The organism is Xanthomonas euvesicatoria (assembly GCF_013112235.1).
GTDB classification, from domain to species: domain Bacteria; phylum Pseudomonadota; class Gammaproteobacteria; order Xanthomonadales; family Xanthomonadaceae; genus Xanthomonas; species Xanthomonas euvesicatoria.
Genome location: NZ_JABFFS010000001.1, coordinates 1,314,819 through 1,334,059 on the forward strand (window position 1 = coordinate 1,314,819; position 19,241 = coordinate 1,334,059).

Sequence of the window (19,241 nt, forward strand, 5' to 3'; positions counted from 1 at the left end):
GGCCACTTCGTCACCGCGACCACAATGCCGCAGTGCACATTGCCAATGACACCGGTTTACCATATACAGCACACCGTGCCGCTGTCGATTGGCAGTGCAACAAGACACCTATCGGGGAGACACCCTTGAGCAACGACGCCGCCACTCCGCCACCGTCCACATCCACGCTGTCCGCCATCGCCCAGCGCTTTGTGGAAGCACGCCGTGCAGGGGCATCGCTGCCTGACTTTCCCGGGCAAATCCCCGACGATCTGGTCACCGCCTACCAGGTGCAGGACATCGCCATCAGCCAATGGCACGACCATGTCGTGGGCTGGAAGGTGGGGTATATCGCCGCCGAGCGCCGCGATGCATCCGGCGACGAGCGCCTGCTTGGCCCGATCTTCTCGCAGAAGGTCTGGAATGCTACCGGTGGAACAACCGAGTTCCCGATCTTTGTCGGCGGCTTCGGCGCGGTGGAAGCCGAATATGTGCTCGTGCTCGGCGCCGATGCCCCGGCCGAGCAGACCCACTTCACCCCGGAGCAGGCCGCGCAGGTGCCGGCCACCTTGTTCATCGGGGTGGAAATCGCCAGCAGCCCGCTGGCCACCATCAACCAGTTGGGCCCGCGGGTGGTGATTTCGGACTTCGGCAACAACAACGGCCTGATTCTGGGCCCGGAAGTGACCGATTGGCTGGCGCGCGACGAGGCTGCGCTCACTGCGCAGACGCTGATCGACGACCAGGTGGTCGGCACCGGCGGCGCCACCACCTTGCCCGGCGGCCTGCGCGCGGCCTACGCATTCGCGCTCAGCCGTTCGGCACAGCGCGGGCGTCCGCTCAAGCGCGGTGATCTGATTGCCACCGGCAATGCCACCGGTATCCACGACATCGAAGTGGGGCAGCGTGCCCTGATTCGCTTCGCCGGCATCGGCGATATTTCCTGTACGGCTGTGTCCGCCAGTTGACGGCGGCCCCCGTGACCAGACGCTTGGGAGGGCGCCAATGATCACACGCAGACATTTTCTTGGTGCCGGGCTCGGCGCCGCGGCTGCCGCCCCCTGGTTGGGTGCCGGCGCCACCACGCCGATTCCCGGCGGGCAGTTGCTCACCGCCACCGATGTGCACGTCGGCGATTACCCCACCGTGGAAGCGGTGCGCTGGTTCGGCAAGCAGCTGGAAGAACGCACCCATGGCCGGCTCAAGCTGCGCCAGTACCACTCCGGCCAACTGGGCCGCGAGTCGGAGGCGATCGACATGGCGCGCTTTGGCGCCATCGACATCACCCGTGTGTATTCGGGCGCGTTGAACAACACCTTCCCGCTCACGCAGGCGCTGTGCCTGCCGTATGTGTTCGATTCGGTACCGCATCTGCGCCGGGCCATCGACGGGCATGTCGGCGACAGCGTGCTGCGCAGCTTCGAGCAGCGCGATCTGGTCGGTCTTGCCATCTACGATTCGGGCGCGCGCTGCTTCTACAACACCAAGCATCCGCTGCATCGCCCGGAAGATCTCAAGGGCCTGAAATTGCGGGTGGCCTCGTCGGACATCTTTCTCAAGCTGATGCGCATGCTGGGCGCCAACCCCACGCCGATGTCGCTGGGCGAGACGTTCTCGGCGATGGAAACGCACATGATCGACGGTGCGGAAAACAACATGCGCAGCTTCCAGTCCAGCCGGCATTTCGAAGCCGCGCATTACTGGTCGCAGAGCGAACACTCCTACGCGCCGGACATCCTGGTGATGTCGCGCCAGAGTTTCCAATCGCTGAGCGCGGCCGACCGCGGCCTGGTGGTGGAACTGGCGCGTGCCTCGGTGCCGGTGATGCGCAACTTGTGGGATGCCTCCGAGACGGTGGCGCGCAAGCAGGTGATCGACTACGGCGTGAAGCTCAACCAGGTCGACATGCCGGCGTTCCGCGCCGCCGCTGCCCCGCTGCTGGCCGAATACCGCAAGCAGCCGGAGATCGAAGCCCTGTACCGCCGCATCCGCGATTTCGCATAGAGGTGTCCCGATGACCGAACCCGAGACTGTTGCCGTCCCGGTCGCGCCGTTGCAGCGCGCGCTGGACCGCGTTTCCGATATCGCCGTGGGCGTGGCTTCCTTGGCGCTGCTGGGCCTGGTGGTCGTGCAGGGCTGGCAGGTGTTCACCCGCTACGTACTCAACGACTCGCCCAGCTGGACCGAGCCGGTAACCCTGCTGCTGCTGAGCACCGCCCTGAGCCTGGGCGCGGCGGCCGGCGTGCATACCAACCGCCACTTCGGCTTCTACCTGCTGGGCGAACACGTGCCGCCGCTGGTGCGCAAGATGTTCGAAGTGATCCGCCCGCTGATGATCATGTCCATTGGCGCGGTGTTGGCGTGGTGGAGCGCGGCGCTGCTGTTGGACGGGCTGGACATCAAGATGGCCGGTGCGCAGATGCCGCAGAGCATCAACTACCTGCCGCTGTCGATCGGCGGTGCGCTGATGGTGCTGTTTGCCGTGTTCAAGTTGTGGCGTGTGCTGCGCCCGGTCCATGCTGGAGGAGTGCGCTGATGGGCATCGCCATGTTGTTGGGCACCTTCGTGGTGCTGCTGTTGATCGGCGTGCCGGTGGCCTACGCCCTGGGCGCGGCGGCATTGGCCACGCTGCTGTATCTGGACCTGCCCACGGTAGTGCTGGTGCAGCAGATTTCTGCCGGTAGCGGCTCGGCGTCGTTGATTGCGATCCCGCTGTTTATCTTCGCCGGCGAGTTGATGTTGCGCGGTGGCATTTCCGAACGCCTGATCGCCTTGGCCTCGTCGTTGGTCGGGCGTGTGCGCGGCGGTCTGGGCCAGGTCAGCGTGCTGTCGTCGCTGTTCTTCGGCGGCGTCTCCGGCTCGGCGATTGCCGATGTCTCGGCGGTGGGCGGCACCATGATTCCGCAGATGATCAAACGCGGTTACGACCGCGATTACGCGGTGAACGTGAGCATGACCGCTGCGCTGGTGGCCTTGCTGGTGCCGCCTTCGCACAACCTGATCCTGTTCTCGGCCGCAGCCGGCGGCGGCTTGTCGATTGCCGATCTGTTCGCGGCCGGCATCTTTCCGGCGTTGTTGATGACCGCCGCGATGATGGTGACCGGCTATGCAGTGGCGCGTCATCGCGGCTACGGCACCGAAGCCTTTCCCGGTTGGCGTGCGGTGGCCCTGCGCCTGATCGGTGCGCTGCCTGGCCTGGGGTTGGTCGGATTGATCTTCATCGGGATTCGCGCCGGCATCTTCACCGCGGTGGAAAGCGCCGCCATTGCCGTGGTGTACGCATTGATCGTCACCGCATTGCTGTATCGCCAATTGCGTTGGGCCGAGTTCTTCGCGGCGGTGACGCATGCGGCGCGCACCACCGGCGTGATCCTGTTCGTGATCGCCACCGCTGCGGTGTTCGGCTGGTTGCTGGCCTATCTGCAGGTGCCTGCGGCAGCGGTGAAGTTCCTGCAGGCCATTGCCGACAGCAAGAACATGGTGCTGTTGATGATCGTGGTGATGCTGCTGTTGCTGGGCATGTTCATGGACTTGGCGCCGAAGATCCTGATCTGCACGCCGATCTTCCTGCCGGTGGTGAAGGCCTACGGCATCGACCCGATTCACTTCGGCCTGGTGATGGTGCTGGCCGGCGGTATCGGCCTGATCACGCCGCCGATCGGCTCGGTGTTGTTCATCGGTACTTCCATCGGGCAGATCACCATCGCGCAAAGCATGCGCACCATCTGGCCGTTCTGGCTGGCGGCGTTGTGCGTGCTGTTGATCGTGGCGTTTTTCCCTGAGTTGTCGCTGTGGCTGCCGCGCGCCCTGCGCGCCTGAGCCGGGGCGATTGCGTGATTGCGTAACGGCAGACGGGCGGTCGGTACGGCTTGTTCGCGTGGTAACGAGCGCCTGCCATCCACATGCAGGCGCGTCAGGCGTCGCTGCCGGCGGGAGGCTGTGCCGCATCTGGTTAACCGGTGGCATTGCGCGCCATCGTGGTAAAGCCCGGCATCCGGGACTAGGAGAGAGCATGCGTGTGCGTCCCATTTCATCCCGATGGCGTTGGCTGATGGCCGGCGGCTTGCTGCTGTGCGCCGGCCTGAGCACTGCGGCGGACTGGAAGCGCGGTATCGAGCACCAGCGCATCGCCGACCAGGGCGATGGCAGCTTTCTCAATCCGGTGCTGGCCGGCGACCATCCCGACCCGTCGGTGCTCAAGGATGGCGATGATTACTACCTCACGCTGTCTTCGTTCGATGCCTACCCGGGCCTGCCGATCTGGCACTCGCGCGATCTGGTCAACTGGCAGCCGCTGGGCCACGCCATCACCCAGAACGTGGGCGCGATCTGGGCGCCGGATCTGATCAAGCACGGCAAGCGCTACTACATCTACTTCCCGGCGCGGCGCGGCGACCAGGGCGAGCGCAGCAATTTTGTGGTCTGGGCCGACGACATCAAAGGCCCGTGGAGCGCGCCGATCGACATCGGCCTGGGCAAATACATCGACCCCGGCCATGCAGTGGGCGAGGACGGCAAGCGTTACCTGTTCCTGAGCGGCGGCGATTACGTGCAGCTGTCCGATGACGGCCTGAAGGTGGTCGGCACCCCCAAGCACGTCTACGACGGCTGGAAATATCCGGAAAGCTGGGACGTGGAAGGCTACGCCCAGGAAGGCCCCAAGATCACCCGCCACAACGGCTGGTACTACATGACCACCGCCGTGGGCGGAACCGCCGGCCCGCCGACCGGGCACATGGTGATCACTGCGCGTTCGCGCTCGATCCACGGCCCCTGGCAGAACGCGCCCAACAACCCGATCACCCGCACCAGGAGCGCGCAGGAGCCGTGGTGGTCGCGCGGCCACGCCACCCTGGTGGAGGGCACCGACAAGCGCTGGTGGATGCTCTACCACGGCTACGAAAACGGCTACTGGACGCTAGGCCGGCAGGCGCTGCTGGACCCGATCGAATGGACGCCCGATGGCTGGTTCGTCGCCAAGGGTGGGGACCTGGGCACGCCGCTGAAAAAGCCCAGTGGGCAGGCCCTGCCGCACGGGTTGGCGTTGTCGGACGATTTCCGCGCCAGCACGCTCGGCCCGCAGTGGGCGTTCTTCAATCCGGCCGCCGACGAGGCCAAGCGCCTGCAGGTGGGCAATGGCGTGTTGCGGCTGCAGGGCAAGGGCAGCGCGCCGCGCGACGCTTCGCCGCTGACGGTGATCGCCACCGACCCGGCCTACCAGTTCGAAGTGCAGATGACCGTGTCACCGGGCGGACAGGGCGGGGCGTTGCTGTTCTACAGCGACAAGCTCTATGCCGGCGTCGGCAGCAATGGGCAACAGTTCGTCATGCATCGCTACGGCGAGGAACGCCCGGCCACGCTGGCGCCCAGCACCAACGGCGGCACGCTATGGCTGCGCGTCACCAACAACCGCCACATCGTCACCATTCACAGCAGCACCGATGGCAAGGCCTGGACCAAGTACCCGGTGCAGATGGAAGTGTCCGGTTACCACCACAACGTGGCCGGCAAGTTCCTGGCCCTGAAGCCGGCGCTGTATGCCGCAGGCCCCGGCCAGGTGGAATTCCGCAATTTCCGCTACCGCGCCCTGGACTGACCGTTCTGCATCGGCGGGCATGTCGTGGCGCTGCCTGCTGTGGCGGGCCCGTCACGGCGGACCCGGTGCAGCGGCAGGCTTCGCTCAGGTCTGCCGGCCGTCGGGCCGGTAGAATCCAATCAACTTTACTGGTTGACCGCTATGCCCGCCCGCAAGATGCCTGAAGAGGGAATGCCTGGCCTGCCGAAGGGTCGGGTCGCAACGATCAACGACATCGCGCGGATGTCGGGCGTGTCCAAGAAGACCGTCTCGCGGATCATCAACAATTCGCCGCTGGTGCGGCAGGACACGCGCGAGAAGGTCGAGGCGCTGATGCGCGAGGTCGGCTATGCGCCGGATCCGCTCGCGCGCGGGCTGGCGTTCCGCCGTTCGTTCCTGATCGGCATGGTCTACGACAACCCCACCGCGCAATACATCGTGGACATGCAGTACGGCGCGCTGGACGCGCTGCGCGGTTCCAGCTTCGAACTGGTGGTGCACCCCTGCGACAGCCGCAGTCCCGGCTATATCGAAGGCGTGCGCCGCTTTGCGCAGGCGCAGAAGCTGCACGGCGTGATCCTGGTGCCACGCGCCTCCGAAGACCAGGCGCTGGCCGACATGCTGGCCGAGATCGGTTGCCGCTACACCCGCATCGCCTCGATCGCGCTGGACACCACCTCGCAGACGGTGATCACCCACGACCGCGACGGCGCCGCCGAGGCGGCCGATTACCTGCTTTCGCTGGGCCACCGCGACATCGCCCTGGTCACCGGCCCCAGCGCCTACCGCTCCTCGATCGAGCGCACCGCAGGCTTTGCCGACGCGCTGACCCGGCGCGGCATCGAACTGCCGCCCGAGCGCATCGTCGAAGCCGGTTACACCTTCGAATCGGGCGTGGCGGCGGCCGAAAAGCTGCTGCTGGGCAAGAAGCGCCCCACCGCCATCTTCACCGGTAACGACGAAATGGCCGCCGGTATCTACAAGGTCGCCCTGCGCGCCGGCATCAGTATCCCGCGCCAGCTCTCGGTGATCGGCTACGACGACAGCTCGCTGGCCTCGCGGCTGTGGCCGCCGTTGACCTCGGTGCGCCGCCACACCCGCGACACCGGCCGCACCGCCGCGGCGATGCTGATCCAGCCCGACAACGCGCCGCAGCTGCCCACCGCCAGCGTGCGGCCGCACCTGATCGTGCGCGACTCCTGCCAGCCGCCGGAAGATTGAGCTACTTGGTCCTGGCGGAAGAGGAACAAAGCCCCTCTCCCGCCGGGGCGAGAAGGCACAGCTTGCGCGGCATCGCCGCGCGTGCCTTGGAGCGCCCGCGCCGCTGGCGCGGGCCGGGGCGCGGAGCGGGGGTTGGGGTGAGGGTAAGGCGGCAGGCAGCCAATTTAGAAAGCTCAGGCTTGCGCCGGAAGGCAATAGGCCACCACCCACAAAGCAAGCTGTGCTCTTCAACACAGCGCGCAGCCTCGTACCCTCATCCGCCCCTGCGGGGCACCTTCTCACGATGGGAGAAGGGAGTTGGTAGTCCGTGCGTCCACCGACACCGTCTTTCGTGCACTGCGCAATGACACCGGTTAACCAGAGTCGGTAGACTAGCCCCGTGCAAGCCCACGTTCCCCCTTGCTTGCCTTGGAGAAGTGCCATGTCCCTGTACTGCAAAACGCACTACGCCACCCATCCCGACGCCATCAAGGGCGCCAGCAACGACGCGCTGCGCGAGCTGTATCTGCTCGATGGGCTGTTCGTGGACGACGCGGTGACGCTCAAGTACACCCACTACGAACGCTTCGTGCTCGGTGGCGCCGCGCCGCTGGGCAAGACGCTGGAACTGCCCAGGCAGACCGAGCCCGCCTCGGCCGCGGGGCATCCGTTTCTGGAGCGTCGCGAGCTGGGCGTTCTCAATGTCGGCGCAGGCACCGGCACGGTGACCGTGGACGGCACCGCCTACACGCTGGGGCCCAAGGACGGCCTGTACGTGGCGATGGGCAGCACCGATGTCAGTTTTGCCTCCGCAGACGCGGCCAACCCGGCCAGGTTCTATCTCGCCTCCACGCCGGCGCATGCGCGCTTTGAGACCAAGCAGCTCTCGATCAAGGATGCGGTGGCACTGGAGCGCGGTGCGCTGGAAACCAGCAACGAGCGCACCATCTACCAGTACATCGTGCCGGCCACCTGCCAGTCCTCGCAGCTGTTGCTCGGCCTGACCGTGCTCAAGCCCGGCAGCGTCTGGAACACCATGCCGCCGCATCTGCACGACCGCCGCAGCGAGGTGTATTTCTATTTCGACCTGGGCGCCAACGACCGCGTCTACCACTTCATGGGCGAACCCGATGCGCAGCGCCACATCGTGATCCAGAACAACGAAGCGGTGGTGTCGCCGCCGTGGTCCATCCACATGGGTGCCGGCACCAGCAATTACGCCTTCATCTGGGCAATGGGCGGCGAAAACCTGGATTACACCGACATGCACGTACTGGACATCTGCCAGCTCAAGTAAGGCCTGCATCGACGCGCCGGCACCCACCAGGCCAGACATGACGCCGCCTTGTGCGAGGCGAGCGCCAACAACGCTGGCGCGACCCAGTTGGGCGCCGGCGTTGCAGCAGTTCGTACAACCCGGCCGCGCGCTGCGCGGCTTACTCATCACACCACGGCACATCCAGCAGGAGCGATAAGGTAATGAGCAATCCGTTCAGTCTCGAAGGCAAGGTCGCACTGGTCACCGGTGCCAATACCGGCCTGGGCCAGGGCATCGCATTGGCCTTGGCCGAGGCAGGTGCCGACATCGCTGCCGCCGGCATCCAGGCGCCCACCGAGACCGAAGCCAAGGTCAAGGCGCTGGGCCGCCGCTTCATCGCCATCGAAGCCAACCTGATCAGCATCGAGCCGGTGCAGCGCATCATCGAGGAGACCATCGCCGGCCTCGGCGGGCTGGATATCCTGGTCAACAACGCCGGCCTGATCCGTCGCACCGATGCGGTGGATTTCAGCGAGCAGGACTGGGACGACGTGCTCAACGTCAACCTGAAATCGGCCTTCTTCATGGCGCAGGCCGCAGGCCGTCACTTCATCGCGCAGGGCCGCGGCAAGATCATCAACATCGCCTCGATGCTGTCGTTCCAGGGCGGTATCCGCGTGCCGTCCTACACTGCCAGCAAGTCCGGCATCGCCGGCATCACCCGCCTGCTTGCCAACGAATGGGCCAGCAAGGGCGTGACCACCAATGCCATCGCACCGGGCTATATGGCCACCGACAACACCGCGCAGCTGCGTGCCGACGAAGACCGCAACAAGGCCATCCTGGACCGCATTCCGGCCGCGCGCTGGGGCGTGCCGGCCGACCTGGGCGGCACCGCGGTGTTCCTGGCCAGCAGCGCGTCGGACTACGTCAACGGCGCCATCATTCCGGTCGACGGTGGTTGGCTGGCGCGCTAAGCGCTCGCCTCTGTACGGCTCTCCTTCTCCCATTGGGAGAAGGTGCCCGAAGGGCGGATGAGGGTCGGGGTGCATGCACATGACCAGACGCGTCCCGCAGCTCCGACACGTTCTTCAGAACCTGATCGCTCACCGACAACGCACCTGAAAAGCGAATCAAGACCGCACCCAGGCGCGCACACCAACCGACTCCACAGTCGACACAACTTCCCCAAACCAATCGGAGCATCCCCATGAAAATCGCACTCATGAATGAGTTTAGCCAGGCCGCCAAGAACCCGGTGATCCTGCAGCAGCTCAACGAGGTCGCCAGCGAGCAGGGCCACAGCGTGTTCAACGTCGGCATGGACGGCGACAACGACCACCGCCTGACCTACATCCACCTGGGCATCGTCGCCAGCCTGCTGCTGAACTCCAAGGCGGTGGACTTCGTGGTTGCCGGTTGCGGCACCGGCCAGGGCGCGATGATGTCGCTCAACGCCCATCCGGGCGTGTTTTGCGGCTACTGCATCGAGCCGACCGACGCCTACCTGTTTGCCCAGGTCAACAACGGCAACGCGCTGTCGCTGGCGTTTGCCAAGGGCTACGGCTGGGGTGCGGAAATCAACGTGCGCTACATCTTCGAAAAGGCCTTCAGCGGCGAGCGTGGCATGGGTTACCCGGCCGAGCGTCGCGAATCGCAGCAGGCCAACGCCGGCATCCTGACCCAGCTCAAGCAGGCCACCGCCAAGTCGTACCTGGACGGCCTGCGCGCCATCGACCCGGAACTGATCAAGCAGGCCATCGGCGGCGAGCGCTTCCAGCAGTGCTTCTTCGACAACGCCCAGGATGCTGAAATCCGCAACTTCGTTGCCGGCCTGCTGGGCAAGACCGAAGCTGCTGCAGCAGCTGCGTAATTAGTCGGTGCGTTTTAGCCCCTCTCCCGCCGGGAGAGGGGTTGGGGTGAGGATAAGGCGGAAGACAGCTGGCTTGAACGGGGGAGGCTTGAAGGGCTTGAGAAGACAGGACGGCCGTCCAGCATTTCCTTGCCGCCGCACCCTCATCCGCCCTTCGGGCACCTTCTCCCGATGGGAGAAGGAAACAGCGTCGTGTCCTTAGCATTGTTCCCGGAGCCCATCATGCGTCTGCTGCTGTTCGCATTGCTGCTGCTCTGCGCAAATAGCGCCCGCGCCGAACCCCACCGCATCTTCATCGCCGGCGATTCCACCGCCGCCGAATACGGCGCCGAGCGCGCGCCGCAAGCCGGTTGGGGCCAACTGCTGCAGGACTGGTTCGACCCGGCGCAATGGCAGGTGCGCAATCACGCCAAGGGCGGCCGCAGCACGCGCAGTTTCATCGCCGAAGGGCGGCTGGATGCCATCGCAAAAGAACTGCAGCGCGGCGATGTCTTGCTGATCCAGTTCGGCCACAACGACGCCAAACGCGAAGACCCCACGCGCTATACCGACCCCACGACCGACTACGTGCAGTTCCTGCGCCGCTATGTCGCCACTGCGCGCGACAAAGGCGCGACGCCCATCCTGATTACGCCGGCCGCCCGGCTGTTGTACGACTTCGGCGCGTTGCTCGACACCCACGGTCGCTACACCTTGGCGATGCAGCAACTCGCCGCGCAGGAACACGTTGGCTTGATCGATCTCAACGCCAGTTCCAGCGACTGGATTCGCGCACTCGGCGAGCAGGCGGCCAAACCGTATTTCCTGTTCGTGCCCGAACAGGGCAAGGCCGACGGTACCCACTTCAGCCGCGCCGGCGCGACCGCCATCGCCTGCCTGGTGGTGCACGGTTGGTTGCAGCTGCAGCCGGCGCTCAAGGCGCAGCTGCAGCGCGACGCCGATTGCGGTGCTGCGCCCGACACCAGCGCGCAACGCGCCGCGCAGGCGCATCCCTCGCTGGTGGTGCACGAGCGCGATCTCGCCCGCGAACAGCCCGGCCCGCATGGCGGCGCCGGCCCGACCACGGCGTATCCGTTCTTCGCAGATGCACCGGCGCTGAAATTCGTGCTGCGCAAACGCGTGCTGCACAAGGGCGCCGGCATCGGCCTGCATCTGCACGACAAGGATGAGATTTATTACATCGTCAGTGGGCGCGGTTTATATGCGCTGGACGGAAAGCAATACAACGTCGCCGCTGGCGATGCGTTGTTGACGCGGCCGGGCAGCACGCACGCCTTGCAGCAAACCGGCGAAGAACCGCTGGTGCTGTTGCTGGCGTACACCGCATCCAAGTAGCCCTCGCGCCCCAGACAGCGCAGCTGCAACGAAGCGCTGCGTTTTTCAAATGGGCTGAGTTGTCATCAGGCACGGCCAGCCTGCGAGTCGCCTGCTTCCACGTGCAGATGGCTGCAGTGGATCAGCGGCAGGAGCCAGCGACGGCAGACAGCCGATCACGCCGGCGCACAAACCATGTCAGGGGTGGTCGCGGCCGACATCCAGCGATGCAAGCTTTCCAGCACCGTCAGGCCTTATCCACCCCGTAGTGCGTCAGCCCCAGGCGCGCCAGTTCGGCCGAGCGGCGGTAGTAGACCTCTTCCCACCCGTCCACGCGTTGGCGGTCGGTGTCGCTCATGGCATCGAGAATGTCTTCGATGCTGAGCAGATTCGGATCTTCTTCCAGGCGCTCGAACACCGCGCCCAGGCCCTCGATGGCTTGACGCGCTTGCGCCGCGCCCATGGCGGCCAGACCCCGCAAAGCATCGCTGCGGGTCGCCGCATCCCAGCGGTCGAAATAGCGGGCGTAGCCGCTCTCGTTCATGTCCGCATCCAGCCGCGCCAGCGCGATCAGTTCGCGTTCGCCCGGCGACAGCGCATCCATGCGCCCGCGCAACTGGGCGAGCTTGGCCTGGGCGCGGGCAGCGCGGCGGCGCCACAGCAACTCGGGCATGTTGAGCAGGCCCTCCGCGGTGGGAGGCGCCACCGCGGGCCAGTTCACCCCGAAGCCGTCCTCGGTGATCTGCCATTGCGCGCGTTGCGGCGGCGATGCCTTGAGCAGGAGCCGATGCGCCTGGATGGGCTCGTCGATGCGGATGCCGTTGGCCAGGGTGAACAGCAGGCGGGTGTCGTCCAGCTCCAAGCGCCGGATGCGCAGATGCGTCAGGTCCATTGAGCGAAGGCGATGTAGGGAGGTTTGACCTTAGTGCGCGTCGGCGGTGGTGTCGAGTCGATGCAGGTCACATCGCGGCATCGTGACCGCGCCGCACCGCCGCGCAGCGGTTGGTCGGCGTGACCTCGGCAGCAGCCTCACACGTCGCCGTCGCGGCTCCAACCCTCGCCGCTGCCGCGTTGGATCACCCGATCGCCCGGCAGCACGTCACCCGCCGGCACCTGCGGTTGCTGCGCAAGCTCGGCATAGATCGGGGTGAAGTCCGGCGCGGTGGCCTCCATCAGCTGCGCAAAGCTGTCGATGACGAAATAGGTCTTCTGGAAGCTGTCGATGCGGTAGCGCGTGCGCATGATGCGTTGCAGGTCGAACCCGATGCGGTTGGGTGCCGGCGATTCCAGCGAATACAGCGATTCGCCCTTGGACGACACGATGCCGGCACCGTAGATGCGCAGGCCCTGTGGCGTGTCGATCAGACCGAATTCCACCGTGTACCAGTACAGCCGGGTGAGGTTCTGCAGCGCGTCCGGGCCGATGCCGTGCGCCTTGACCCCGCCGCGGCCATAGGCCTGCATGAAGTCGGCAAACAGCGGGTTCATCAACAACGGCACGTGGCCGAACAGGTCATGGAACAGATCGGGTTCGGCGATGTAATCGATCTGATCGGGCCGGCGGATCCACCACGTCACCGGAAAGCGTTTGTTGGCCAGATGTTCGAAAAAGTCCAGTTCCGGCAGCAGGCCCTGCACGCCGACCAGGGTCCAGCCGGTGGCCGCCTGCAGCACGCGATTGAGCGCATCGAAGCGCGGGATGTGCGTTTCGCCCATGCCCATCGCGTCCTGCGCCTGCAGGAACTCGTCGCAGGCGCGGCCCACCAGCAGCTCGCGCTGGCGCCGATACAAGGTGCCCCAGGTGGCGTGATCGTCGGCGCTGTAGCTGTCCCACGGCTGCTCCACGACCGCGGTGGTGTAGACCGGCACATAGCCTTTGTCGGTGAGCTGGTTTTCGACGCGTTGCGGGGCGGTATTCATGCAGCGGCTCTTCCCGGTGATCAGCCGTCACCTTAGCCGGATGTGCGCGCAACGGGATTGCGAATCTTGCGCGGTGCAAGCGGATCGGCGCAAGATTCGTGCGTCATCGTCTGCTGCTGCGCAACATATGGATCAACCCATCGCCCTGGACCGCACCGATTTGCGTCTGCTCGCCCTGCTGCAGACGCAGGGGCGCAGCAGTAATGCGGAGCTGGCCGTGCAGGTCAATCTGTCGGCGTCGGCGTGCCTGCGCCGCACCCAGCGGCTGGAGGCGGCCGGCATCATCGCCGGCTATGGCGCGCGCCTGGACGCGCGCGCGCTGGGGCTGGGCTTGCAGGCGTTCGTGCGCGTGCAGCTGGAGCAGCACGGGCAGGCCGACATCGAGCATTTCGCCGAGGGCGTGCGCGGCTGGGACGAGGTGGTGGCGTGTTGGGCGCTGACCGGCGACATGGATTACCTGCTGCAGGTACAGGTCCGCGACCTGGAACACTTCTCGCGGTTTCTGCTCGATCGCCTGCTCAATGCCACCGGCGTGTCGGATGTGAATTCCAGCTTCGTGCTGCGCACGGTGAAGGCGCCGGAAGGTCTGCCGCTGTCGCATCTGGCCTGAGGTGCAAACCAGCCGCGTGCCGGTAGGGTAGGGCGCGCTCGCATGCCGCAGCCGGCAAGACGCACCGGCGTTGCGCCGGTTTCCAGGCGGACGCAAGAAACGTGCTGCTTGCCACATAAACGATAACGATTTACATTTACCTCACATCCTGGCCGCGTCCGGCCATGTCGTTCGTGTCGCATCGCCAGCCCATGCAGGGTCAGCCAGCCGGTTCGAGTGGACGCCCGCGTGTGCCTGTGCCTTTCCCTGTTGCGTGACGCGCTGCGTCCGCAGCGATCGACGAGAACGCCCCATGTCTGCTGCCATCGCTCCCCTTGGCTTGTTGCCTGCCGCGCTGCTGTGCGCGCTGTCGACCTTGGCTCCCGCCGCCCATGCCGCCGAATCCGCCGACGCGACCAACGCCACGACGCTCGACCAGGTCAGCGTCAACGGCACGGTGAGCCGCGCGCAGCCGGCCACCACCACACGCCTGCCGCTGACCTTGCAGGAAACGCCGCAATCGGTGAGCGTGATCGGGCTGCAGCGCCTGGAAGAGCAATCGCTGTTCAGCATCGACGATGTGATGCGCAACGTCACCGGCGTCAACGTGTCCTTCTACGACACCCAGCGCCCGCTGTATTTCGCGCGCGGTTTCCAGATCACCGACTTCCAGGTCGATGGCCTGCCCACCTACAGCGGTGCGACCAACCAGGAATACGACACGGTCTTCTACGACCGCATCGAGGTGATCCGCGGCGCCAACGGCCTGCTCACCGGCGCCGGCATTCCCTCGGCCACGGTCAACCTGCTGCGCAAGCGCCCGGGCAAGGACTTCGATGCCTCGTTTGCAGTCAGTGCCGGCACCTGGGATTTCCGCCGCATGCAGGCCGACGTCAATGCGCCGCTGACCGAAGACGGGCGCTGGCGCAGCCGAGTGGTCGCGGCCTGGCAAGACCGCGATTACTACTACGACCGGTACCACGACAACAAGATGTCGGGCATGGCAGTGCTGGAAGGCGATCTGACCGACAGCACCACGCTCACCGTCGGCTATCAGCGCCAGGACAACACCCCCGTCGGCTCGACCTGGGGCACGGTGCCGTTCTTCGCGGCCGACGGCTCCTTCGCCAACCTGTCGCGCTCGACCAACATGGCGCCGGAATGGACCCGCTGGCAGCGCGAAACCAGCACCGCGTTTGCCAACCTGGAACAACGCTTCGGGCAGGACTGGTTACTGCGCGTCAACGCCGCCCACACCAAGGGCGCCGTGCAGAGCCTGCGCGTCTACGGCACCGGTTACCCGGCCGCCGATGGCAGCGGCGTGTTTCTGCGCGCCAACGCTGGCGAAACGCAGGACACGCGCGATAGCGTGGACGTGTATCTGTCCGGCGGATTCGCCCTGTTCGGCCGCCAGCACGATGTGGTGATCGGCGGCAGCTGGCAGGACCTGCAATCGACCACCTATACCCTGGCGCAGACCTATCCCGACGACTGGGCCACCTGCGGCAGCGAACGTTGCTATTTCATTCCCAACATCCGCCATTGGAATGGCGACGCTTCGGAAGTGACCTATACGCGCACCGGTGCGCGTCGCCAGGCACGCACCACCCAGCGCGGCGTGTATGCCTCCACGCGCTTGCGGCTGGCCGACCCGCTGTCGTTGATTGCCGGCGCGCGACTGAGTTCGTGGGAGACCCGCACCCAGGCGTTCAATGCCAGCGGCAGCTACACCGGCACCAGCGGCCGTTATGACGTCAGCGACGAAGTCACCCCGTACGTGGGTCTGGTCTACGACATCGTGCCGGATGTGTCGGTGTACGCCAGCTACACCGAAATCTTCAATCCGCAGAACTACCGCGACAAGGACAACAACCTGCTCGCACCGGTGGAAGGCTCCAACCTGGAAGCCGGCATCAAGGCGCAGTTGTTCGATGGTCATGCGATGGCCACTGCTGCCGTGTTCGAGGCCAAGCAGGACAACTACGCGGTGCGCGACATGACCCAGCCGGAAGCCTCGCTGCCGGATGGCAGCTCTGCGTACATCGGCGTGGACGGCACCAAGAGCCGCGGATGGGAAGTGGACTTCAATGGCGAAGTGCTGCCCGGCTGGACCATCAACGCTGGCTATACCCACGTCAAGGTCACCCGCGCGCCGACCGATGCGATCTACGCCAACCTGCCCGAAGATTATCTGCAGCTCTCCACCCAGTGGCGCCTGCCGGGGACGTGGGACCGCTTGAGCATCGGCGGCGGCGTGAGCTGGCAGAGCGCGGTGCGCGGCTTCAATATCGCGCGCCCCACCGGCGACGGCACTGGCGCCACCACCCCGGTCACGGTGGTGCAGAACCCGTACGCGCTGGTGCATTTCAACGCCAACTACCGCATCAGCGACCAATGGACCGCCACGCTGGCGGTGCGCAATGCGTTCGACAAGACCTATTGGGCGAATCTGGATTATCAGAACTACGGCGAACCGCGCTTTGTCAGCGTGTCGCTGCGTTGGCGGTATTGAGGCATTGCCGATGACGTCTGGGCTTGAGACATTGCCCATCAAGTCCAGGCGTTGCTACCGATAAGGCCTCGCGGCCAGGGCCGCTCCTACAAGCGCGGTGCCGGCCGTGCCGACGTCGCCGATACACCCAAAGACCCCCGCCCCGGTCGGAGCGGCCCCGGCCGCGCGCCCATCCGACACGTCTCAGCGCACCCGAAAGAACCGCCACGCCGTCGTCGAAGCGGCTCAGGCCGCGACCTTGTCCGGCCACCCTCAGGACATCAGCACAAGGCATCAATAACGCAGTCGCCCCACGCATCTGGTCTAAATGCGCGCGTCTCGAACCAGGCGCCCACGCCCGCTCAGTTCCGCATGAGCTCGCGCGGCACCGGCATCAACTGCGGATCGCCTCGCACCGCAGCCGCATCACGGTGCCACGCAGGCCTGGTCCTTGCCACGCAATTTTTCCCAACGCGAGCGTTGTTCCAGGCAGCGCTCGTACGCCTGTTGCTTGGCCGCTTTGGCCTGGTCGGCGGCGGTCCGGACTGCGCTGCTGCGCGCGGCCTGCAGTTGCGCAATCTTGGCGCGAATCTGCGGCATCACCGCCATTGCGGCGCGCTCGCCTTCGAGGATCGCCGCAGCACGCTGGTTGAAATCGGCCGAGCCGATCTCGTTGACCTTCGGGCGAATGACCACGTCGGCACGTTTGAGTTCGGCCTCGCCCAGGCGCTGGCCCATGATCGAGATCGACTGGTTCACCGTGCCCAGCAGGTCACCCGGATTCTTGCCGCTGGCCTTGCTGGAGATATCCACCGCCACCACAAATTCGGCACCCAACTGGCGCGCTGCATCCACCGGCACCGGGCTGACCACGCCACCATCGACGAAGTGGTATTTGCCGATGGTCACCGGTTCGAATACACCCGGAATGCTGCTGGACGCGCGTACCGCCTGGCCGGCATTACCGCGCACGAACACGGTACGCTCGCCATCTTCCAGCCGCGTGGCGACCGCCGCGAACGGCTTGCGCAGTTTTTCGATCGGCTTGCCGCCGAGCTGCTCGTTGACGTAGTCCTGCAGCTTCTGGCCCTGCACCAGCCCACCGGAAAACAGCCGCACATCGCGGATGCTGGTCTGGTCGAGCGCGACGGCCTTTTCCTGCATTTGGAACGCATCCATGCCGCTGGCATACAACGCGCCCACCACGCTGCCGGCGCTGGTGCCAGACACCACCACCGGTGCGAAGCCGTTGGCCTCGAGCATCTTGATCACCCCGATATGCGCAAAGCCCTTGGCCGCACCACCACCGAGCGCGACGCCGATCTTGATGGGCTTGGGGGCTGCGGCCGAAGGTGCCTGCACCACCGGCGCCGGTGTCGCCGGGCGTGGCTCGCCCCCGCAGGCGCTGAGCAGCCCGGCCAGTGACAGGGACAGGGACAACAGGAGGCACTTGCTAGGAAAGGCGGTCATGGCGAGCGTGCACAGGGCGCGATGTGGACAGCGGCGCAGCATACACGCCGCAGCCCTGGCCGCCGGTCTGCATTGGCGGCGGGCGGCAGGGCGTCATGCGCAGATATTGCGCGCTGCGCGCACACCTCGCCTGCCCTGATGGTATCGGGCGTCCTTGCGTTGGTACCGTAGGGCATGGACTCGGCCAAACGCACAGTCTGCAGCAGCAGCATCTTCGATCACGCGTCTGCGCGGTGTCCGCTGCGTGGACTGGCACTGTCACTGCTGCTAGCCGCATCGCCCTGTCATGCGCTGGACGCGGTAGCGGTCAAGCGGCAGGTCGATGGCATTCTGGATCGGGACTATCCACGTTGGGAGGCGCTATACCGGACCGTGCACCAGCACCCCGAACTGGGCTTCGAGGAAACCGCGACTGCGCAACGGCTGGCCAAGGAAATGCGCGCGCTGGGGTTTCATGTCAGCGCGGGTATTGGCCGGACCGGGCTGGTGGCGATGTATCACAATGGCCCCGGCCCCACGATCATGGTGCGCACTGAACTAGATGCGTTGCCGATGCGGGAAACCACGGGGCTGGCGTACGCCAGCGACGTCCATCTGCAGTCCAGTGACCGCGATACCTATGTGGCGCATACCTGCGGTCACGACATTCACATGGCGGCCTGGGCCGGCACGGCCGCAACCTTGGTGCAGCTGCGCGCCCAATGGCGCGGCACGCTGATGTTCATCGCCCAACCAGCGGAGGAAAAGGGTCGCGGTGCGCAGGCGATGCTTGACGATGGCCTGTTCGCCCGGTTCGGCAAGCCGGACTACGGCTTTGCCCTGCATGTCGGCCCGGACGCCTACGGCCATGTGTTCTACAAGGCCGGGGCGGTGACCTCCAACTCCGATGCGCTGGAGGTGGTGTTCCAAGGCAAGGGCGGGCATGGGGCGATGCCCGCCGCGACGATCGATCCGATCCTGATCGCGGCGCGCTTCGTTGTCGATGTGCAGAGCGTGATCAGTCGCGAAAAAGACCCGGCTGCGTTTGGCGTGGTCAGCATTGGAGCGTTCAACGCCGGCACGGCCGGCAACGTCATCCCCGACCGCGCGCAGCTGCGCGGCACCATCCGCAGCCACGACCCTCAGGTGCGCGACAAGCTGCTCGACGGCGTGCGACGTACCGCGCTGGCCAGTGCTCAGATGGCCGGCGCGCCGGTACCGCAGATCGCCCTGGGCGAGCGCGGGTCCAGGGCGGTGATCAACGATGCAGCGCTGGCCGAGCGTACCGGGGCGGTTTTCGCGCAGGCGTTCGGGGTCGATGCCGAGCGCCAGCGCGAACCGAGTGCCGCCAGCGAAGACTATTCGGCCTTCGTCGCTGCCGGCGTGCCGTCGTTCTACTTCGGCATCGGTGGACTCGATCCGCAGTGGCTGCAGCAGGCCCGGCAAACGGGCGAGCGCATTCCGGTGAACCATTCGCCGGACTTCGCGCCGGTGCCGCAGCCAAGCATCCGGACCGGCGTGGAAGCGATGACACTGGCGGTGATGAACGTGATGCCGCCGCCCTCCTGAGATGGGCGCGGCCGCGCCGGGATG

At 65.9% G+C, this 19,241-nt stretch carries 16 protein-coding genes; 13 read left to right on the top strand and 3 right to left on the bottom strand.

Going from position 1 to position 19,241, the window contains the following annotated elements:
• Positions 1-125 precede the first annotated feature (125 nt).
• From HLH45_RS05480 to HLH45_RS05525, 10 genes are all read left to right on the top strand, one after another.
• Positions 126-947: a 2-keto-4-pentenoate hydratase gene (locus tag HLH45_RS05480; RefSeq protein ID WP_008574478.1), complete on the top strand. Its 822-nt coding sequence runs from the start codon at positions 126-128 to the stop codon at positions 945-947.
• A gap of 37 nt (positions 948-984) precedes the next feature.
• The gene (locus HLH45_RS05485) at positions 985-1,983 is read left to right on the top strand and encodes a TRAP transporter substrate-binding protein (protein ID WP_008574481.1); all 999 of its coding nucleotides are present in this window, start codon (positions 985-987) and stop codon (positions 1,981-1,983) included.
• A gap of 10 nt (positions 1,984-1,993) precedes the next feature.
• Positions 1,994-2,515, top strand: coding sequence for a TRAP transporter small permease (locus HLH45_RS05490; RefSeq protein ID WP_008574483.1), 522 nt, complete (start codon positions 1,994-1,996; stop codon positions 2,513-2,515).
• Entirely contained in the window at positions 2,515-3,798 is a 1,284-nt protein-coding gene (locus HLH45_RS05495; protein ID WP_008574485.1) for a TRAP transporter large permease, read from the top strand. The genes HLH45_RS05490 and HLH45_RS05495 overlap by 1 nt, the downstream gene beginning before the upstream one ends.
• A 193-nt stretch (positions 3,799-3,991) precedes the next feature.
• A complete protein-coding gene (locus HLH45_RS05500) occupies positions 3,992-5,575 on the top strand; it encodes a family 43 glycosylhydrolase (RefSeq protein ID WP_029818203.1) in 1,584 nt (527 codons plus the stop codon).
• Between the two features lie 141 nt (positions 5,576-5,716).
• Entirely contained in the window at positions 5,717-6,775 is a 1,059-nt protein-coding gene (locus HLH45_RS05505) for a LacI family DNA-binding transcriptional regulator (RefSeq protein WP_014088972.1), read from the top strand.
• Between the two features lie 421 nt (positions 6,776-7,196).
• Positions 7,197-8,051 carry a 5-dehydro-4-deoxy-D-glucuronate isomerase gene (kduI, locus tag HLH45_RS05510; protein WP_008575031.1) on the top strand — a complete coding sequence of 285 codons (855 nt, stop codon included), beginning with the start codon at positions 7,197-7,199 and terminating at the stop codon, positions 8,049-8,051.
• 182 nt (positions 8,052-8,233) lie between these two features.
• Positions 8,234-8,989: a 2-dehydro-3-deoxy-D-gluconate 5-dehydrogenase KduD gene (kduD, locus tag HLH45_RS05515; RefSeq protein WP_008575030.1), complete on the top strand. Its 756-nt coding sequence runs from the start codon at positions 8,234-8,236 to the stop codon at positions 8,987-8,989.
• A 233-nt stretch (positions 8,990-9,222) separates the two neighbouring features.
• The gene (locus tag HLH45_RS05520; RefSeq protein WP_008575029.1) at positions 9,223-9,885 is read left to right on the top strand and encodes an RpiB/LacA/LacB family sugar-phosphate isomerase; all 663 of its coding nucleotides are present in this window, start codon (positions 9,223-9,225) and stop codon (positions 9,883-9,885) included.
• 222 nt (positions 9,886-10,107) lie between these two features.
• Positions 10,108-11,220, top strand: a complete 1,113-nt coding sequence (locus HLH45_RS05525; RefSeq protein WP_031420598.1) for a GDSL-type esterase/lipase family protein — start codon at positions 10,108-10,110, stop codon at positions 11,218-11,220.
• Between the two features lie 226 nt (positions 11,221-11,446).
• Here the strand turns inward: HLH45_RS05525 and HLH45_RS05530 are convergent, their stop codons facing one another.
• Positions 11,447-12,091, bottom strand: a complete 645-nt coding sequence (locus HLH45_RS05530; protein ID WP_008575027.1) for a DMP19 family protein — start codon at positions 12,089-12,091, stop codon at positions 11,447-11,449.
• A 137-nt stretch (positions 12,092-12,228) separates the two neighbouring features.
• On the bottom strand, positions 12,229-13,119 hold the full coding sequence (gene phhA / locus HLH45_RS05535; RefSeq protein WP_008575026.1) for a phenylalanine 4-monooxygenase: 891 nt from the start codon (positions 13,117-13,119) through the stop codon (positions 12,229-12,231).
• 127 nt (positions 13,120-13,246) lie between these two features.
• Here phhA and HLH45_RS05540 point away from each other — a divergent pair, with 127 nt between their 5' ends.
• Together HLH45_RS05540 and HLH45_RS05545 are read left to right on the top strand one after the other, a co-directional pair.
• A complete protein-coding gene (locus tag HLH45_RS05540) occupies positions 13,247-13,729 on the top strand; it encodes an Lrp/AsnC family transcriptional regulator (protein ID WP_003490476.1) in 483 nt (160 codons plus the stop codon).
• Between the two features lie 292 nt (positions 13,730-14,021).
• Positions 14,022-16,220 carry a TonB-dependent siderophore receptor gene (locus HLH45_RS05545; RefSeq protein ID WP_008575025.1) on the top strand — a complete coding sequence of 733 codons (2,199 nt, stop codon included), beginning with the start codon at positions 14,022-14,024 and terminating at the stop codon, positions 16,218-16,220.
• A gap of 405 nt (positions 16,221-16,625) precedes the next feature.
• Here HLH45_RS05545 and HLH45_RS05550 read toward each other — a convergent pair whose 3' ends face one another.
• A complete protein-coding gene (locus HLH45_RS05550; protein ID WP_008575024.1) occupies positions 16,626-17,669 on the bottom strand; it encodes a patatin-like phospholipase family protein in 1,044 nt (347 codons plus the stop codon).
• Between the two features lie 174 nt (positions 17,670-17,843).
• On the opposite strand from HLH45_RS05550, the gene HLH45_RS05555 reads away from it, so the two are divergent.
• The gene (locus HLH45_RS05555) at positions 17,844-19,217 is read left to right on the top strand and encodes an amidohydrolase (RefSeq protein ID WP_008575023.1); all 1,374 of its coding nucleotides are present in this window, start codon (positions 17,844-17,846) and stop codon (positions 19,215-19,217) included.
• Positions 19,218-19,241 lie beyond the last annotated feature (24 nt).

Excerpts from the sequence above, each read along its gene's own strand:
- HLH45_RS05485 (WP_008574481.1), top strand. The coding sequence starts at position 985 with ATGATCACACGCAGACATTTTCTTGGTGCCGGGCTCGGCGCCGCGGCT.
- HLH45_RS05490 (WP_008574483.1), top strand. The coding sequence starts at position 1,994 with ATGACCGAACCCGAGACTGTTGCCGTCCCGGTCGCGCCGTTGCAGCGC.
- HLH45_RS05495 (WP_008574485.1), top strand. The coding sequence starts at position 2,515 with ATGGGCATCGCCATGTTGTTGGGCACCTTCGTGGTGCTGCTGTTGATC.
- HLH45_RS05500 (WP_029818203.1), top strand. The coding sequence starts at position 3,992 with ATGCGTGTGCGTCCCATTTCATCCCGATGGCGTTGGCTGATGGCCGGC.
- HLH45_RS05505 (WP_014088972.1), top strand. The coding sequence starts at position 5,717 with ATGCCCGCCCGCAAGATGCCTGAAGAGGGAATGCCTGGCCTGCCGAAG.
- kduI (WP_008575031.1), top strand. The coding sequence starts at position 7,197 with ATGTCCCTGTACTGCAAAACGCACTACGCCACCCATCCCGACGCCATC.
- kduD (WP_008575030.1), top strand. The coding sequence starts at position 8,234 with ATGAGCAATCCGTTCAGTCTCGAAGGCAAGGTCGCACTGGTCACCGGT.
- HLH45_RS05520 (WP_008575029.1), top strand. The coding sequence starts at position 9,223 with ATGAAAATCGCACTCATGAATGAGTTTAGCCAGGCCGCCAAGAACCCG.
- HLH45_RS05525 (WP_031420598.1), top strand. The coding sequence starts at position 10,108 with ATGCGTCTGCTGCTGTTCGCATTGCTGCTGCTCTGCGCAAATAGCGCC.
- HLH45_RS05530 (WP_008575027.1), bottom strand. The coding sequence starts at position 12,091 with ATGGACCTGACGCATCTGCGCATCCGGCGCTTGGAGCTGGACGACACC.
- phhA (WP_008575026.1), bottom strand. The coding sequence starts at position 13,119 with ATGAATACCGCCCCGCAACGCGTCGAAAACCAGCTCACCGACAAAGGC.
- HLH45_RS05540 (WP_003490476.1), top strand. The coding sequence starts at position 13,247 with ATGGATCAACCCATCGCCCTGGACCGCACCGATTTGCGTCTGCTCGCC.
- HLH45_RS05545 (WP_008575025.1), top strand. The coding sequence starts at position 14,022 with ATGTCTGCTGCCATCGCTCCCCTTGGCTTGTTGCCTGCCGCGCTGCTG.
- HLH45_RS05550 (WP_008575024.1), bottom strand. The coding sequence starts at position 17,669 with ATGACCGCCTTTCCTAGCAAGTGCCTCCTGTTGTCCCTGTCCCTGTCA.
- HLH45_RS05555 (WP_008575023.1), top strand. The coding sequence starts at position 17,844 with ATGGACTCGGCCAAACGCACAGTCTGCAGCAGCAGCATCTTCGATCAC.